At 37.6% G+C, this 17,105-nt stretch carries 11 protein-coding genes and 2 pseudogenes; all 13 read right to left on the bottom strand.

Annotated features, from left to right (window positions below; genetic code table 11):
• The 13 genes and pseudogenes from nusA to tsf all read right to left on the bottom strand — a co-directional run bounded on the left by nusA (position 1) and on the right by tsf (position 17,094).
• Positions 1-1,128, bottom strand: coding sequence for a transcription termination factor NusA (nusA, locus tag KGI01_RS02745; protein WP_141273058.1), 1,128 nt, complete (start codon positions 1,126-1,128; stop codon positions 1-3).
• A gap of 18 nt (positions 1,129-1,146) precedes the next feature.
• A complete protein-coding gene (gene rimP, locus KGI01_RS02740) occupies positions 1,147-1,629 on the bottom strand; it encodes a ribosome maturation factor RimP (RefSeq protein ID WP_141273056.1) in 483 nt (160 codons plus the stop codon).
• A 137-nt stretch (positions 1,630-1,766) separates the two neighbouring features.
• Positions 1,767-3,170: pseudogene (locus tag KGI01_RS02735) on the bottom strand (PolC-type DNA polymerase III); the annotation flags it as partial.
• 108 nt (positions 3,171-3,278) lie between these two features.
• Complete coding sequence (gene ltrA / locus KGI01_RS02730; protein WP_141273052.1) at positions 3,279-5,105, bottom strand: group II intron reverse transcriptase/maturase; 1,827 nt, start codon at positions 5,103-5,105, stop codon at positions 3,279-3,281.
• A 718-nt stretch (positions 5,106-5,823) separates the two neighbouring features.
• A pseudogene (locus KGI01_RS02725) lies at positions 5,824-8,757 on the bottom strand (PolC-type DNA polymerase III); the annotation flags it as partial.
• A 115-nt stretch (positions 8,758-8,872) separates the two neighbouring features.
• Entirely contained in the window at positions 8,873-10,582 is a 1,710-nt protein-coding gene (locus tag KGI01_RS02720) for a proline--tRNA ligase (protein WP_141273048.1), read from the bottom strand.
• A gap of 42 nt (positions 10,583-10,624) precedes the next feature.
• A complete protein-coding gene (gene rseP / locus KGI01_RS02715; protein ID WP_068454769.1) occupies positions 10,625-11,884 on the bottom strand; it encodes an RIP metalloprotease RseP in 1,260 nt (419 codons plus the stop codon).
• Between the two features lie 41 nt (positions 11,885-11,925).
• Positions 11,926-13,071, bottom strand: coding sequence for a 1-deoxy-D-xylulose-5-phosphate reductoisomerase (locus KGI01_RS02710; protein ID WP_141273046.1), 1,146 nt, complete (start codon positions 13,069-13,071; stop codon positions 11,926-11,928).
• An 11-nt stretch (positions 13,072-13,082) separates the two neighbouring features.
• Positions 13,083-13,877, bottom strand: a complete 795-nt coding sequence (locus KGI01_RS02705) for a phosphatidate cytidylyltransferase (protein WP_141273044.1) — start codon at positions 13,875-13,877, stop codon at positions 13,083-13,085.
• 3 nt (positions 13,878-13,880) lie between these two features.
• Entirely contained in the window at positions 13,881-14,666 is a 786-nt protein-coding gene (locus KGI01_RS02700; protein ID WP_141273042.1) for an undecaprenyl pyrophosphate synthase, read from the bottom strand.
• A gap of 158 nt (positions 14,667-14,824) precedes the next feature.
• A complete protein-coding gene (frr, locus tag KGI01_RS02695) occupies positions 14,825-15,382 on the bottom strand; it encodes a ribosome recycling factor (protein ID WP_068454781.1) in 558 nt (185 codons plus the stop codon).
• Between the two features lie 18 nt (positions 15,383-15,400).
• The gene (gene pyrH / locus KGI01_RS02690) at positions 15,401-16,114 is read right to left on the bottom strand and encodes a UMP kinase (RefSeq protein ID WP_068454784.1); all 714 of its coding nucleotides are present in this window, start codon (positions 16,112-16,114) and stop codon (positions 15,401-15,403) included.
• Between the two features lie 95 nt (positions 16,115-16,209).
• A complete protein-coding gene (tsf, locus tag KGI01_RS02685) occupies positions 16,210-17,094 on the bottom strand; it encodes a translation elongation factor Ts (protein WP_141273040.1) in 885 nt (294 codons plus the stop codon).
• Positions 17,095-17,105 lie beyond the last annotated feature (11 nt).

The following is a 17,105-nucleotide window of genomic DNA, read 5'->3' as shown; positions in this document are numbered from 1 at the left end:
TTAATCTTCGTCGTGATATAAATCGATTTCTACATCTTCTTCTACAGATGGCTCTTCTTTTACAACGATTGTTGCATTCGCTGGGTCATATAGGCCTTGCTCTATTGCGTCTGTTTCAGATTTAATATCGATTTTCCAACCTGTTAATTTCGCTGCTAAACGTGCATTTTGACCACGTTTACCAATTGCTAATGATAGTTGGTAATCTGGTACGACAACTAATGTTGATTTTTCTTCTTCATTTACTTGAACATCTAATACTTTTGATGGGCTAAGTGCGTTCGCTACGAATTCAACTGGATCTTCTGACCATTCTACAATGTCAATTTTCTCACCGTTTAATTCATTTACAATTGTTTGGACACGTGCACCTTTTGTACCAACACATGCACCAACTGGATCTACTTCATCGTTATGCGCGATAACAGAGATTTTTGAACGATCTCCTGCTTCACGTGCAATTGTTTTGATTTCAACTGTACCTTCAAAAATTTCTGGTACTTCTAATTCAAATAGACGGCGTAATAAACCTGGGTGTGTTCTTGAAACGAATACTTGAGGTCCTTTAGAAGAACGTTCTACTTTTGTAATGTACACTTTAATACGATCGTGTGGCTCATATGATTCACCTGGAATTTGCTCGTTCGGTAATAATACCGCTTCGATTTTGCCAATTCCTACATAGATATTACGTGCATCCAGACGTTCTACAACACCGTTGATAATATCGTCTGCACGATCTACATACTCTTCATAAATTAAGCCACGTTCTGCTTCGCGGAAACGTTGTGTCATAATTTGTTTTGCTGTTGTTGCTGCAATACGTCCGAAGTCGCGTGGCACTTCCTCTGTTTCAACAATGTCACCAATCTCATACGCTGGGTTGATTTGGCGTGCATCCTCTAACGACATTTCTAATAAATCGTCCTCTGACTTTTCAACAACTTCTCTGCGTGAATAGAGATGCATTGTTCCTTTATCAAGGTTTAAGTCCACACGTACATTCGCTTCGTCATAGTTCTTCTTATATGCTGTAATTAATGCCGCTTCAATTGCATCTACGATAATTTCACGTGAGATTCCTTTTTCTTCAAGCGCTTTAAGAGCACCTACTAGTTCCTTGCCCATTTTTGTTTCACTCCTAGATTATTGTTCTTTAGAAAAATCAATTGCTAAGCGAGCTGCCGCAATTTTCTCTTTCGGAATTAATACTTTTACTTTTCTTGTTTTGATTAACATGTCTAATGCGGCACCTTCATCTGTATAAGATGTTAAGTAACCTTCAAATACTTTTTTGCCATCAATTGCTTCGTATGTCTTGATGTGAACGTATTGGCCAATTGCTTGAATGTAATCAGCTTCCTTTTTTAAAGGGCGTTCCGCTCCTGGAGAAGATACTTCAAGGTAATAATTTTGTGAAATCGGATCTTTTTCATCTAACTTTTCGCTTAAACGCTCACTCACTTGTGCGCATTGATCGATATCAATATTGCCTTCAGGAGTATCAACATATACACGTAAAAACCAATCGCGCCCCTCTTTTACAAACTCAACCTCTACTAGCTCCAATGTAAGCTCCTCAACGATTGGCTTTACAAGTTCTTCGATTTCCGTAGTAATTTTGCTCATACAATCCTCCTGACTTTAGAGTTACTGATAAATACAAACAGAAAAGAGTGAGGAATCCCCACTCTTTTGCCGTCTGTTCTATCAACAAAGTAATTGTTTTTATTTTAGCATCAATTCACGATTTATGCAAGTAAACCCTAGAATAGCGATAATTGATTGGCATCTGGCATACCTTCTAAACAACCTAATTTATCCATATACTCAATCAATGTTTTCGATACGCGACCACGAATTTGTAAATCTTCTTTTGATAAAAATTCACCATCTTGTCTTGCGCGTACAATCGCTTCAGCTACGTTATTTCCCAAACCTGGAATCGCATTGAATGGTGGAATTAAAGAATCTCCATCAATGACAAATTCTGTTGCTTTTGAGCGATATAAATCCACTTTTTGAATCGTTAAACCACGTTCTGTCATTTCTAAAGCAAGTTCTAAAACTGTTTGTAAAGAGCGCTCTTTAACCGATGCCTCTAATCCCTTGCTCTCAATTTCTTCAATACGTGCTTTGATTGTTTCAGAGCCATTCACCATCGCAAGTAAATCAAAATCAGAGGCACGAACTGTAAAGTACGCACAGTAGTAAACGATTGGGAAATGAACTTTAAAATACGCAATACGCACCGCCATTAAGACATAGGCAGCCGCATGGGCTTTCGGGAACATGTACTTAATTTTCTTACATGATTCGATATACCATTTCGGTACATTTTCAGCCATCATCGCTTCTTCCATATCTTCCGTTAACCCTTTACCTTTACGCACATGTTCCATAATTTTAAAGGCTAGTGAAGGTTCTAATCCTTGATAGATTAAATAAACCATAATATCGTCACGACAACCGATTACTTCAGATAATACGCACGTTCCATTTTCAATCAGCTCACTTGCATTGCCAAGCCATACATCTGTTCCATGTGAAAGCCCTGAAATTTGAACTAACTCTGAGAAAGTAGATGGTTTCGTTTCTTCTAACATTCCACGTACAAACTTCGTACCAAACTCAGGAATACCATACGTTCCTGTTTTGGCTTTAATTTGTTCAGGTGTTACACCAAGCGGTTCGGGTCCTTGGAAGATTGCCATTACTTCTGGATCGTCTGTTGGAATGGTTTTTGGGTCAATCCCTGTTAAATCAAGTAACATACGAATAACAGTCGGATCATCGTGTCCAAGTATATCGAGTTTTAAAATATTATCATGAATTGAATGGAAGTCGAAGTGTGTTGTTCGCCATTCTGAACCTTGATCATCTGCTGGATATTGAATCGGTGTAAAATCGAAAATATCCATATAGTTCGGTACAACAATGATACCACCAGGGTGCTGTCCTGTTGTTCGTTTCACGCCTGTACAACCTTGAACGAGGCGGTCTACTTCTGCTCCTCTAAAGTTAATATTATGGTCTGTTCCATATCCTTTTACATAACCATATGCCGTCTTTTCAGCTACTGTACCAATTGTTCCAGCACGAAACGCATAGTCTTCACCGAACAATACTTTTGTATAGTTATGCGCCTGTGGTTGATACTCACCTGAGAAGTATGACGATAGGTAAGCTTTTGAAGTTATCACCAGCTTTTCCCCCGTCCCACACCGTACGTGACCCTTTCAGTGTCATACGGCGCTCCATCGTTAGTTTTGTTGAATTTATAGACTAAGTTTTGGATTTCCTACTTCCGTTCTTAGCCTGTTTAATTTATTAATTGCTTTTACTTCGAATTTACTTAATATCTTTTGATACTCTTTATTTCTTAAAGGGTCTGAGTTGTGAATGAGCATATGATACTTTCTATTGATAATTATCAAGTTATCGTATTCATCTGTACCACCTTGTGCTGTTGGTTTTATATGATGACATAAAGCTTGATGAGGAGTTAACCGTTCACCCGTAATGCCACAACAGCCTTTTTGTGCTACATATTTACTCAATCGGTTGTTTTCATACAGAACACTTTTTGATTTGTAAATTCCCTTACGAAACATTTCTATTTCTCTTATGGACACTTGTTTTAAATCTTTATGGACCGCTTTTCTGTCATCCTCGTTGTAAATCGTAAATTCTGGTTTGCGTTGTCCCCGTATATCGTGTCGAACTGCCTCAATAGGATAGACTAACAATCCATTGCTTTTGAATCGCGGATAATTGTAGTCTCCATAAAATTTATCAATCACTCCGTTTGTTTCTTTTGTTTTCACAAAGATTTTTCTTATCATGAGTGATTTGATATTCGGATGAATGTTATGCCTTATCTCATTAAAATCCTGAGCGATTCGAGTTGCGATCTTATAATAATTTTGCAACCCTAAAATATTCGCATTAAAATTCATCACTTTTTGTGGAGTAGGACTTTTTCTTAGTTTAACTAATTGATGCCTTATGACGCCTTGTACCTTTTCTTTTGCTTTTGGGTCCATCTTAGAATTAACAATGTAACCCGTTTTTGCATTGCCTTTTTTTACCGCTCTAAAGCGAATCCCTAAAAAGTCTGTACCATTCTTACGCAAATTTGTGATTTTACTTTTTTCTTCACTGATTTCTAGCCCTAGCCGTTCCATCAACCATTTTTCAACGGCGATTTTAACCTTTCGGGCATTTTCATAAGAATTCGTGAAAATTTTAAAATCATCTGCATATCGAACTAAATACATTGGTTTTAACGCTGTCTTTTTAAGTGCATCCGTTTTATTACGTTTTAGCTTATAAGGTACTCTTGTCGATTTCGTTTCCCATTGATTTGAAATCCACCAATCTAACTCGTTTAAAACTATATTTGCGAGTAACGGAGATAAAATACCTCCTTGGGGAGTCCCTTTCATTGGTAATCCTTCACCTGTAATTTCGGCTTTCAACATCTTCTTAATTATCACTAATACTTTTTTATCCCTTATACCAATCGTCCATAATTGTCTCATTAGCTTTTTATGATTAACATTATCGAAGAAACCTTTAATATCGATATCAACTACAAAATGTTGATGACTATGATTCACCATATGATAGCATCTTGCAAGTGCATCATGTGTGCTTCTTTTCGGTCTAAAACCATAACTTTGCGGATGAAATTTCGCTTCCGTAATCGGTTCTAATACTTGCAAAAACATTTGCTGTATTAATCTATCCTCAATAGTTGGGATACCAAGAGGTCGCATTTTTCCGTTTGGTTTTGGTATGAATAACCTTCTAACTGCGTGTGGTGAATAATCTTCTAGTCTTCTTCGAACAAGCTTGATTAGTTTATTAGCGTTCATTTTGTTCAAATGTTTAATTGTGTGTCCATTTGTACCTTTCGTTTTACTACCTGTATTGCTTTTCAAGTTACGAAAGGCAAGCAATATATTTTCTTCGGAAACAATCAAATCATAAAGGTCTGTAAAATAGCGACCACTTTTACTTTCGTTATAAAGATTATCAAAAGTGGTTTGTAACCCAAAATACTCGTTGTTTCTTAACTTTTGAATCATTAAGTCAGCCAACTAATCACTCCCTTGAGCTTTCGTTCTCTTTAGTCATACTAGAATCTGACTTTTTGTAGGTTTAATTTCAACACTAACGACTTGTGCCCTTCCCTCTGAAATGTTTTATCCTCCGACCTATTGATTATTCAGTCATCACAGGCATTTCTTCAACGGTACTACAGCACTACTGCCACTCCATCAAAGTACGTTATAACTTATTCAGCATTTCCGTACACCGTCGTCATCGACATGCAACTGTCTCTTACGTTAGGAGCTTCACACGTTCCACTATTTCTATCTGTACATCTTCCCTTAGGTTCCCCCTAAATTCCGCTAGGCTTGCATGTGCCTGTAACACAAGATGGGTTTTCATAACCAAACGCTTACTCATCCATACCTAGAAGTCCTAATTTGGACCCCGCAGCATTTCTACTACGTGACATTCACGAAAAGTCAATCGAGGGTTCGTCCCAGTCATTCTACTGATTCTAACCATAGGAAGTTTATAGACACCAGACCTATCATTCACAGGATATCTCCCTTTCCACAGCCGTACTGTTTGGGTGAACTTCAGCCTACTTTAACGAGCTTCATACAAGTTTTTGTTTTGCAGTCATCCGCTTGCATGTCGTAGCTTCAGCGAGTGTGTTTCGGGGCGTTACTCCGTCATTCCACACTTCGAAATAGCAGTTCTACCAATAATGGTGACTAGTCTTTTCAACTAGCAACGTGTCGCACTCAAGTCAATATCGGGTACCTTGTCTCCCTTGAACCCTAAGAAGGTTTCAAACGGAATATCTTGTCCATCTTTACTGTATGGAACATGACAATCTGGACAATCTTTATTTGGTAAATCGTAACCTGAACCTACAGAACCATCATCGAAGAACTCTGATTTTTTACAGTTTGGACAGACATAGTGCGGCGGCAATGGATTTACTTCTGTAATCTCCATAAAGGTCGCAACGAGTGACGAACCTACAGAACCACGCGAACCTACTAAATAACCATCAGACAATGATTTTTTTACAAGCTTATGCGAAATTAAATAGATGACAGAGAAACCATGACCGATAATCGACTTCAACTCTTTATCAATTCGTTTTTCGACAATTTCAGGTAATTCCTCACCATAAATATGATGCGCCATCTCATATGTCATGCGACGTACTTCATCTTCTGCACCATCAATTTTTGGTGTATATAAATCATCTTTTAATGGAATAACTTCATCCATTTGTTCAGCTAAGGCACGCGAATTATCTACAACAATGCGTTTTGCCTCATCATCACCTAAAAAAGCAAATTCGTCGAGCATTTCATTCGTTGTTCTAAAATGTACGTCTGGCAGTGTATTTCGGTTTAAAGGATTCGCACCGCCCTGTGAACGAATCAGAATCTGTCTAAAAATCGCATCTTCTTTGTGTAGGTAATGTACGTTCCCTGTCGCAATAACAGGCTTATCTAGCTTCTTCCCAACTTTAATAATTTTACGGATAATATCTTGCATGTTCCACTCATCTTTAATTAACTCGGATTCAATGAGTGGCGCATAGACTGCTGGTGGATGTACTTCTAAATAATCATAGAACTTCGCAATTTCCATCGCTTCATCTAATGACTTTTGCATGACTGCTGTAAAGAATTCCCCTTTACTACATCCTGACCCTACAATTAAACCTTCGCGATAACGCTGTAGTGTTGAACGCTTAATACGCGGCATACGGTAGAATGTCTCTGTATAAGATTCACTCAACATTTTGAACATATTTTTTAGACCATCATTTGTTTTTGCAAGTACCGTACAATGTGTTGGTCGTGCACGTTTGTAAGCATCTCCACCACCGATATATTTATTAAAGTCATCATGATATACGATTCCTTTTGCAGTTGCTTCCTTCATTAAATGAAGTAGTAAGTAACCTGTCGCTTCCGTATCATAAATCGCACGGTGATGCTGTGTTAATTCGATATTGAATTTTTTACATAATGTATTTAAACGGTGGTTCTTCATCGTTGGATGTAAAAAACGTGCCAACTCTAATGTATCAATTACAGGGTGATGGAAATCATCAATATTCGCTTGTTTATATGCTTCATACAAGAAACCAATATCAAATGATGCGTTATGTGCAACGACAATGCCATCACCAATAAAGTCATGGAATTTCGCAATCATATCGACGACTTCCGGCGCATCCTGTACCATATCATCTGTGATACCTGTCAATTCAATCGTTGTAGAAGATAATTTATGATGTGGATTTGCAAAACTTTCAAATTTATCCACTACTTCACCATTTACAATCTTAACAGCAGCTAATTCGATGATTGTATCATAGGCTGCAGATAGACCTGTTGTCTCAACGTCAAAGACGACATATGTCGCATCTTCTAACGCGATATGTTGTTCATCATAAGCGATTGGTACACCATCCTCTACAAGATTAATTTCGACACCGTAAATTACTTTTACGCCATGCTTTTTCCCTGCATTATGTGCATCAGGGAATGATTGTGCTACGTTGTGATCGGTAATTGCAATGGCTGGGTGTCCCCACTTTGCAGCTGCTGCAATTAAATCAGCTGTTGGTGTAACAGCATCCATCGTACTCATCGGTGTATGTAGATGCAGTTCAACACGCTTTTCATCTTCAGGTGCTGTATCTTGTCGAATAACCGGTTTTGTTTCAACGATATCTTGTGCCATCACAATTAAATCACGCACGAATGTATCATTTTGTACAGAACCTCGTACCTTTACCCACATCCCTTTTTTCGCCATCTGCATAATAGCTGCATCTTCTTTATCACGTGAGAACATCTTCACAAGAATCGAGTCTGTATAATCGGATACTTTCAATGTTAATAATGAACGACCACTTCGCAGCTCTTTCACTTCTGCATCGAATACAAAACCTTCAATAATAACGCGACGTTCTTCATCTTGAATTTGATGAATCTCCATAAAGTTTTCATCATTTTTAATTGGAATACCCAGTTGGAACGGTTGATTTGATACATCAATACCATCTGGATTTTGTTGACGTTCCTTCTCACGTTTTTGTAAGTCTTCCACTGCTTTTTTCGAAATTTCTTCTTCTTCAATACGACGCTGTTCTAAGAATTTTTGCTGTGCTTCCGCCATCTCCTGCGTAACATCCTTCACTTGGAAATCAAAGTGTAATGGTGGGAATCCATATTGCTGATAAGTTTCACTTAACTTTTCTGCATATTTATTACGGAGTGTTGCTTGTTCAAAGTCTTGGTTACAGTATAGAACCAGCTTCTGTCCCATCATTTCAGGTACTTGCTTCGATAAAATTTCACGTAATGGGGGCGATAATTCATCTTGGTCTTGTACGACGCGCGTCCAATAAGAACGAATAAGCTCCTCATCTATTTCAGGTTGTGCAACTGTAATGGCTAATTGTGTTGTTGCAATACTTTTAAAAGCATTCATCACATGTTGCTCAAAACGCGCGAAATAACTATACGGTAAAATACGGGGTAGCTTTAAAGCAAATAACCATACACGTTTTGATTTTTGAACCGTTAAGCGCTGTAATTCACCGCCTTCTACATAGTGAAGATCTTGGTCTTCAGTTAAACCAATTTGTTGTAACAAAATATGAAACTGTTGACGTGCTTCTGTTGCTTCTTGTGACATATAAATCTCCTTTCATTTAAAAGTCGAAAAGGCTGCCCTGAAAAGTCATCTATACACATGACTTTTAGAGACAACCTTTCTCCTTCATTCGTTTATAACGTATTTTTCAATCGACTTATAGTGTTTGAAAAATGTTGTTGATACGATCCACAACTTCTTCTTTTGCACATTCGAATGTTTCGCCACTATGACGAATTTTCACTTCTACAATACCTTCAGAAGCTTTTTTACCTACTGTAATACGAACAGGTAAACCAATTAAATCTGCATCTGTAAATTTAACGCCCGCACGTTCTGCACGTTCATCAAATAATACCTCATAACGATATGATTTTAATAATTTGTACAGTTCTTCACCTAGTTCTAATTGTGCTTCATCCTTTGGATTAACTGAGATTAAATGCACATCGTAAGGCGCAATTTGTTTTGGCCATACAAACCCGTATGAATCTTGGCATTGTTCTGCTACTGCAGATAGAATACGTGATACACCAATACCATAACAACCCATAATGAATGGTTGCGCACGACCATTTTCATCTAAAAATGTTGCTTTCATTGAATCTGAGTATTTTGTGCCTAATTTGAAGACATGTCCTACTTCGATTCCTTCTGCAAACTTAATTGTACCTTCACCATCTGGAGATGGGTCTCCAACTTGAATAAATCGGATATCTTCATAGCGATCAATCGCAAAGTCACGACCTGGATTTACATTGATATAATGCATACCATCTTCGTTCGCTCCAGCTACACCGTTACGAATTGACTTAATCGCGTGGTCTGCAACGACTTTCACACCGATTGGTAATTTGATTGGACCTAGGCTACCAACATGACTACCAAGTAATTCATGAATTTCAGCATCTTCTGCTAGTTCAACAGAAGTTGCACCTAATGCATTTTTTAGTTTAATGTCATTTACTTCGTGGTCGCCACGACATAAAACAACAACTAATTCTTCGTCTACTTTAAATACTAATGTTTTAATAATATTTTCAGATACGATATCTAAGAAAGCTGATATTTCTTCGATTGTTTTTTGCTCTGGTGTTGCTACTTTTTCTAATTCTTTCATTTCTTCATCTGAGTGGCTATATTCTACTTTTACTTCAGCCATTTCAATATTTGCTGCATAATCTGAAGAATCTGAGTAAGCAATTGTATCTTCACCGATTTCAGAAAGTACCATGAACTCATGTGTACCTGCTGTACCACCAATTGAACCAGAGTCAGCGATTACTGCACGGAAGTTCAAACCAAGACGGTTAAAGATATTTGTATATGCTTGTACCATGTCGTTATATGTTTCATCTAAGCTGTCATATGATGCGTGGAATGAATAAGCATCTTTCATGATGAATTCGCGTCCACGTAATAAACCAAAGCGAGGGCGTTTTTCATCACGGAATTTTGTTTGAATTTGATATAGCGTTAATGGTAATTTTTTGTACGATTTCAACTCGTCACGAACAAGTGATGTAACAACTTCTTCATGTGTTGGTCCTAATGCAAATTGACGGTTATGACGGTCTGTTAAACGCATTAGTTCTGGACCATATGCTTCCCAACGACCTGATTCTTCCCATAGCTCTGCTGATTGTAAAGCAGGCATTAAAATTTCATTTGAACCAATAGCATCCATTTCTTCGCGTACAATGTTTTCAATCTTAGAAAGCACTTTACGAGCTAACGGTAAATAAGAGTATACTCCACTTGTATTTTGACGGATAAATCCTGCGCGTAATAACAACTGATGCGATTTTACTTCAGCATCTGCTGGTGTTTCGCGTAAAGTTGGAATAAATGTTTTTGATTGTTTCATTCGTTAACCTCACCTTTTGGCTATTCTATTTTCTCTCTTTAATTAAAAGAAGAATTTTTGTATATCGTTCCATGTCACAGCAATCATTAATACCATCAACAATGCAAAACCGACAAAATGAACCATACCTTCTTTTTGTTTATCAATTGGCTTCCCTCGAACTGCCTCATATCCAAAGAATAATAAGCGTCCGCCATCTAATGCTGGTAGCGGTAATAAATTCATAATACCTAAGTTAATACTTAATACGGCTGCCCAGTTCATTAATGTCATAAAGCCATACTTTGCAACTTCTTCTGTTGCTTTATAAATTCCAACCGGTCCTGATAAAGCATCCAGCGTAAAGTGACCTGTCACTAACAGACCTAGAAGTTCAGCAATCTTCACTATCCAATTATACGTCTGTTCAAATCCATAAGGAATAGCTTTTAGCGGATTTTTTTCATACGTGTTCGCATATTGAATACCGATTTGCCCTACTTTTTCTTTATTTACTTCAGCTGCTTTTGGCGTTACTTCAATCGGTACGATTTTGCCATCTCGCTTTACTTCTAAATCGATTGGTTTATTCGCACTGCTTTGAATCACTTCTGATAGTTGCTCCCATTTTGAAATGGACTTACCATCTACAGAGACGACTAAATCATCCTTTTGCATGCCTGCTTGCTGCGCTGGACTATCTTTTACAACATTTGCAATAATTGGTTCATTCGTTGGAATACCTTGAACAAGACCAATAATCATAAAGAAGACAATCGCTAAAATAAAGTTGAATAAAGGACCTGCAAAAATCGTCATTGCACGCTTTCCTAATGACTTTGCATTAAATGTACGGTCATAAGGCGCAATAATCGTCTGTTGACCATTTTCTTCAATGACAGCATCGCGCGCTACATTATAACGTACTAAATTCTCATCTTCATCATAGCCTTCTACCCATAATCCTTTTAAAAGGTCTGCTTTTTCAACTTCTAAAAAGAGCATATCGGGCAGTTGTTTATTCTGATTTAACACAATACGTGACATTTCGTCTTGATCATTTAATAAAAAACCAATGCGGTAACCTGGTTGTAACTCGGTCGTATCCATATCCTCTCCAGCCATTCGTACATATCCACCCATCGGCAGTAAACGAATTGTGTAGAGTGTTTCTCCCTTTGTAATCCCAATAATTTTTGGTCCAAAGCCAATCGCAAATTCACGTACTAAAATACCTGAACGTTTTGCGAAAATAAAATGGCCTAATTCGTGGAAGAATACGATGGAGCCGAACACTAAAATAAACGCAATTGCTGCTTGCATGTTCTCCCACCTTCTTCGAGTTAAAAAGTTGTATTACATTTTTATTTTATCATGCTTCGAACAAATTTTCTTGTTTCTTGGTCTACATGTAAAATGGTTTCTAAATCAGGATTTAACATATTTTCATGCGACTGCATCATACGATCAATCACATCTTCAATCTCCAAGAATTTAATTTTCTCATGTAAAAAGGCATCTACTGCCGCTTCATTTGCAGCATTCATTACAGTTAAAATCGTGCCACCCATACGCCCTGCTTCATAAGCAAATCCAAGACAACGGAAACGCTCAAAGTCTACATTTTCAAAATGAAGTTGACCTATTTTCGCTAAATCTAGACGTTGTGCGTTAGGACGTGGTAAACGTTCTGGATAACTTAGTGCATATTGAATTGGTGTACGCATATCCGGTGTACCAAGTTGTGCCATGACCGATGTATCATGATATTCAACCATTGAATGGATGATGCTCTCACGGTGAATTAAAACATCAATATTATCATAAGACATATCATATAATACTGCTGCTTCAATTACTTCAAGACCTTTATTCATTAATGTAGCTGAATCAATCGTAATTTTCGCACCCATCGACCAGTTTGGATGGTTCAGCGCTTCTTTTACAGTTACATCTTTTAATTGCTCACGTGTTTGGTCACGGAAGCTACCGCCAGAAGCTGTTAAAATCAGTTTTGAAATCGATTTTGGATCTTCTCCAACCATCGCTTGCCATAGCGCCGAATGCTCACTATCGACAGGCAAAATTGGCGCACCATATTTCTTCGCCTCTGCCATCACAAGATGTCCTGCTGTCACAAGTGTTTCTTTATTGGCAATCGCAATCGCTTTTTTTTGACGAATTGCTGCTAATGTAGGCTCTAAACCTACTGAACCTAAAACAGAATTCAGCAAATACGTTGAGTCTGCATATGTAGCTACATCAATTAAACCTTGATTACCGAATGTAAAATCCGTTTTTGGAAACTCTTTTTGTAATGCGCGTGCATCTTCTTCTTTTAAAACAGAGACTAATCTCGGTTGAAATTCTCGAATAATCTCTTTTGTTTTTTCAATATTTTGTCCAACTGACAATGCTGAAATTTGAAATGACTCTGGATGTTCTTTTACGATATCAAGTGTTTGTTGACCAATCGATCCTGTCGCACCTAATAAACTAATTGATTTCATGTTTCATTCCCCTATCCAACAAAATGAATGAAGTGTAACAATGGTAGAACAAAAATCAAACTATCAAAACGATCTAAAATACCACCATGTCCCGGTAAAATATTACCCGAATCCTTCACGCCATATTGTCTTTTAATTGCTGACTCTACTAAATCACCGAGTTGGCCAATCATCGATGCTACAACAGCAACAAGTAGTAATAGACCATAATTCACATCTAATTGCGCAAAGTATTGGAAAATTACTGTCGCAATCACTGCAATGACAATACCACCAACAAAACCTTCAATTGTCTTTTTTGGTGAAATTTCAGGCCATAATTTATGTTTTCCTATTTTACGTCCAACAAAGTATGCTCCTGAATCTGTAGACCATACAATGACTAAAGCAAATACAATATAGGCAATACCTTCTGTTCTTGTTGAAATAAAGTAATGGAAACCGACACCAACATAGAATACACTGGCTACAATAAATGCTACCGCATCAAAGGTCACTTTATTTTTCACTACAACTGTATAAATCAGTAGTAAAAGTACAAAAATCGAAAGATATTCTAGCTGCGAAAAGGATGTTGTACCCTCTACTTTTATTGCCCATTCACGAGGCATTAATATAACACACATTGCTAAAAAACCGAGTAAGCCCGGAATTGAGAAAAAGGAAAGTCCTTTCATTCTTAGCATTTCAAAAAGCCCTATCGCTGCCATCGCATAGACCAAAATCGTAAATGGTAAATGACCATATACGACAAATGGAATAAACAAAGCGGCAGCGATTACGGCTGTGATAATACGCTGTTTCACTTTTTATTCTCCTTTCAACCCACCATAACGACGATTACGCTTTTGGAAATCTTCAATTGCATCTAATAATTTTTCGTCTGTAAACTCTGGCCAATGTACATCTGTAAACCAAAATTCAGTATACGCCAGCTGCCATAATAAAAAGTTGCTTAGACGAATTTCGCCACTTGTTCGAATTAATAAATCTGGCTCTGGTAGCTTAGATGTCATTAAATAATTCGAAATGACTTCTTCTGTAATTTCTTCGGGTTGCAAATCGCCCTGTTTGACAAGTTGCGCTAGACGTTGCATCGCTAAAACAATTTCACGTCTACTTCCATAATTGAATGCAAAATTCAGTATCATACCTGTATTGTTTTTTGTTTCTTTCATTGCATGTTGAATCGCGCGACTTGTGTATTCTGGTACACCATCCATCTCACCAATCATTTCAACACGAATATTCAACTCCATAAGTTCAGGAATAAAAGAATTTAAAAACTCTTCCGGTAAACGCATAAGAAATTCTACTTCCTTAGATGGTCGTTTCCAATTTTCCGTTGAGAAAGCATACAAAGTAATCGCACCAACACCCATACGATTCGCTGCGCGCGTAATACGTCGAATATTTTGCATGCCTTCACGATGCCCTAAAAATCTTGGCAGCGCACGTTTATTTGCCCAGCGACCATTTCCATCCATAATAATTGCAATATGATTCGGTACATCTTGTTGGCTTAAACTCGCCACTCGTTCATCGATTGACTGAATTGCTTTTTCTGATTTCTTCCATCCAAGTTTATCTAACATTTAGAATCCTCCACTAGCTTACAAATCGGAACGTATACTGAACTTATCATAACAAAAATACGAATATATTTCCTCTTTTAAAAAGTATTTTCCAATTGATTTAAAAAAGACGTCCCTTTGTCAATAGGACGTCTTATAAACCCACAAAGTTCTAATGATTATACTTCAAGAATTTCTTTTTCTTTTTCAGCAGTTAATTCATCGATTTTTGCGATATGCTGATCTGTTAATTTTTGAACGTCTTCACCGTATCCGCGTAAATCGTCTTCTGTAATTTCGCCTGCTTTTTCAAGTTTTTTGAACTCATCATTTGCATCACGACGAATATTACGAACTGCAACTTTCGCTTCTTCTGCTTCTTTGCTTACTTGTTTTACTAATTCCTTACGACGTTCTTCCGTTAACGCTGGAATTGTTAAACGAATAACATTACCGTCATTTGTTGGTGTAATACCGATATCTGAACGCATAATTTCTTTTTCAATCTCACCTAAGATTGTTTTATCGTATGGTGTAATAACTAATAGACGCGCTTCTGGCACTGTAATACTTGCCATTTGAGTTAAAGGTGTTGGTGCACCATAGTACTCAACATTAATACGATCAAGTAAAGATGCATTTGCACGGCCAGCACGAATACTTGCTAGATTACGTGAAAAAGCAGCGATTGATTTTGACATTTTTTCTGAAGCTAAATCGACAACTGTTTTAGACATTTGAATTCCTCCTAATAATTATTTACTTACAACTGTACCGATTGGTTCACCTAATACAGCACGCTTAATGTTTCCATCTTCCATCAATGAGAATACAACTAATGAGATATTATTATCCATGCATAGAGTAGATGCTGTAGAATCCATTACTTGTAGACCTTGTTGGATAACTTCTAAGTATGTTAGTTGATCATATTTCACAGCAGTTGTATCTAATTTTGGATCTGCTGAATATACGCCATCTACATTATTTTTAGCCATTAAAATGACATCTGCTTCAATTTCAGCAGCACGTAATGCAGCTGTTGTATCTGTTGAGAAATATGGATTCCCAGTACCTGCAGCAAAAATGACAACGCGTTTTTTCTCTAAATGACGAACTGCTTTTCTACGAATGTACGGCTCTGCAACTTGCGTCATCACAATCGATGATTGAACGCGCGTTTCGACTCCTAGGTTCTCTAATGAATCTTGAAGTGCTAGTGCATTCATTACGGTTGCTAACATACCCATATAATCGGCATTTGCTCGTTCCATGCCCATTTCGGCACCAATTTTACCTCTCCAAATGTTTCCGCCACCTACTACTAGTGCAACTTCCACATCTAGATCTACTACTTCTTTAATTTGTTGGGCAACCGATTTAACGATTTGTGGCGATAGGCCAAAACCTTGATCTCCTGCTAAAGCTTCCCCACTTAATTTAATGACAACGCGTTTATATTGCGGCATTTTCTGGACCTCCATCATACTTTTTTATTGAAAAATAGGGAACACGAAGTTTAGCTTGTGCTCCCTAGAAATGACATATTGTATGTTGATTGAAATTAGTTACCTTTAACTTGGCTCATTACTTCTTCAGCAAAGTTATCTTCACGTTTTTCAATACCTTCGCCTACTTCGAAGCGAACCATAGAAGTTAATTTACCACCAGCAGTTGTTAAGAAAGTTCCAACAGTTACATCTGGGTTTTTAACGAATGGTTGGTCAAGAACACAAATTTCTTTAAAGTACTTGTTAAGACGACCTTCAACCATTTTCGCAACGATGTTTTCTGGTTTACCTTCGTTAAGTGCTTGTTCAGTTAATACTTTACGCTCATGTTCTACTTCTTCAGCAGAGATTTGGTCATGAGAGATGTATTTAGGGTTTAAAGCAGCGATGTGCATTGCAACGTCTTTTGCTACTTCTGCATCAGTAGTACCTTCAACAAGTGCTAATACACCGATACGTCCGCCCATGTGTAGGTAAGCGCCGAAAGCGTCAGCGTCTGTTTTAGTTTGGATAACAAAACGACGTAAGCTGATTTTTTCACCGATTGTAGCGATTGCAGAAGAAATGTGGTCAGATACTTTCGCACCGTTAGACATTGTAGATTCTAAAGCAGCTTCTACATCAGCAGGTTGTACTTCTAGTAAGTGGTCAGCTAATTCTTTTACTAAAACTTGGAAACCTTCATTTTTAGCAACGAAATCAGTTTCAGCATTTACTTCTAATAATACAGCTGTGTTACCTTTTTCTGCGATGAAAGTAGTACCTTCAGCAGCTACACGGTCAGCTTTTTTGCCTGCAGCAGCAAGACCTTTTTCACGAAGGAAGTCTACAGCAGCGTCGATGTCACCATCAGTTTGAACTAATGCTTTTTTACAATCCATCATACCAGCACCAGTTTTTTCACGTAATTCTTTTACTAATTGAGCAGTAATTGCCATGATATTTTCCT

This window comes from Kurthia gibsonii (genome assembly GCF_006539985.1).
Classification (GTDB): domain Bacteria; phylum Bacillota; class Bacilli; order Bacillales_A; family Planococcaceae; genus Kurthia; species Kurthia gibsonii.
This window is presented reverse-complemented; position numbering and strand designations above follow the sequence as displayed.

Excerpts from the sequence above, each read along its gene's own strand:
- nusA (WP_141273058.1), bottom strand. The coding sequence starts at position 1,128 with ATGGGCAAGGAACTAGTAGGTGCTCTTAAAGCGCTTGAAGAAAAAGGA.
- rimP (WP_141273056.1), bottom strand. The coding sequence starts at position 1,629 with ATGAGCAAAATTACTACGGAAATCGAAGAACTTGTAAAGCCAATCGTT.
- KGI01_RS02720 (WP_141273048.1), bottom strand. The coding sequence starts at position 10,582 with ATGAAACAATCAAAAACATTTATTCCAACTTTACGCGAAACACCAGCA.
- rseP (WP_068454769.1), bottom strand. The coding sequence starts at position 11,884 with ATGCAAGCAGCAATTGCGTTTATTTTAGTGTTCGGCTCCATCGTATTC.
- KGI01_RS02710 (WP_141273046.1), bottom strand. The coding sequence starts at position 13,071 with ATGAAATCAATTAGTTTATTAGGTGCGACAGGATCGATTGGTCAACAA.
- KGI01_RS02700 (WP_141273042.1), bottom strand. The coding sequence starts at position 14,666 with ATGTTAGATAAACTTGGATGGAAGAAATCAGAAAAAGCAATTCAGTCA.
- frr (WP_068454781.1), bottom strand. The coding sequence starts at position 15,382 with ATGTCTAAAACAGTTGTCGATTTAGCTTCAGAAAAAATGTCAAAATCA.
- pyrH (WP_068454784.1), bottom strand. The coding sequence starts at position 16,114 with ATGCCGCAATATAAACGCGTTGTCATTAAATTAAGTGGGGAAGCTTTA.
- tsf (WP_141273040.1), bottom strand. The coding sequence starts at position 17,094 with ATGGCAATTACTGCTCAATTAGTAAAAGAATTACGTGAAAAAACTGGT.